This window comes from Thalassospira sp. MIT1004 (assembly GCF_001858545.1).
Classification (GTDB): Bacteria; Pseudomonadota; Alphaproteobacteria; order Rhodospirillales; family Thalassospiraceae; genus Thalassospira; species Thalassospira xiamenensis.
Map to the genome: position 1 here is coordinate 1 of NZ_MCAO01000031.1, position 1,138 is coordinate 1,138.

The window sequence follows — 1,138 nt, forward strand, 5'->3', positions numbered from 1 at the left end:
GCCGTCTCCTTGGCGCCGCACCCCGTCGGTGGAGGCGGGTTATAGGGCCCCTCGCCAGACCTGTAAACACCTTTTTTAAGAAAAAATGCATTTCGACGTCTTTTTTCTCAAAATCGTTTAAATTCAATCACTTGAGATTTCGCACCCAGCCAACCCCGGCACCAAGTCCGGGGGATGTTTCGGACTGTAAGTTGAATAATCGCAAATCCGCCTGGCAAAATCCGGCGCAAACCCGCCATTCAGACCGCAAGAAAAACTCGAAACCCGAATAATGATTCGCCGTCTGGTGCGCTTTTTATCCGGGTTCGACCAAATTACCCCCTGTCCCGATCCACTTTCTTGATACGGATCAGATGATCGATGGCAATTTTGATGCTTTATATATGGTGTTTGCGGTGCAATGATCGCTTGCAGGAAAACCGGACGGGACACGCAATATTGCCAATTGGTCTTTGAAAAGATGGACAAAAGGCAATATGTGAACCTTTCCTTTACATAATGACCTGATTATGGGGCGAGATAACAGTGCCTGAACGGCATTAGGGGACCGAAGGAAGATGATGAGACTGCGACATTCATTTATTTGTGCAGCCGCACTGGCAAGCCTTGCGCTTGCGGGGTGCTCCGGTTCGAACCTTGTTCCGAATACTTCGTCAAACAACGGGTCGGATAGCAAGGGCGGCGGTCAGCCGATCCCGTCCTTTACCCAGTTCACCGATATTCCTATGCCGTCCAATTCCTCGCTGGATATGGATCGCAGCATCATTTTCGGGGCATCCGACGCGTGGCACGGGCGTCTTGTGATCAATGCCGGTGGCACACCCGCCCAGATGTATGATTTCTATGAACGTGAAATGCCCAATTTCGGCTGGAGCAAAGTCACCGTGGTCCGCGCCGATATATCGGTGATGGTTTATGACCGCGAAAGCCGCGTTGCCACGATCAAGCTGCAAGGCGGATCGTTTGCCGGATCAACGGTTGATATCACGGTATCGCCAAAAGGCTGATCACGGCACCGACGAAATCCGAATAGACCAGACGAAAGGGCGCCGACGGCGCCCTCAGACCGCTGACAAACCCCGTCATATTTTGGCGGGGTTTTTCTTTTAGAGGTGTTTGAAAGCTGGCTTGAGTGTGC

At 51.8% G+C, this 1,138-nt stretch carries 1 protein-coding gene; it reads left to right on the forward strand.

From position 1 onward, the window contains the following. Positions 1 to 557 precede the first annotated feature (557 nt). Complete coding sequence (locus tag BC440_RS11580) at positions 558 to 1,007, forward strand: hypothetical protein (protein ID WP_233421754.1); 450 nt, start codon at positions 558 to 560, stop codon at positions 1,005 to 1,007. The last annotated feature ends 131 nt before the right edge of the window (positions 1,008 to 1,138 follow it).

What these genes read in the sequence shown, in the direction of transcription:
- BC440_RS11580 (WP_233421754.1), top strand. Translation starts at nt 558, where the DNA reads ATGATGAGACTGCGACATTCATTTATTTGTGCAGCCGCACTGGCAAGC.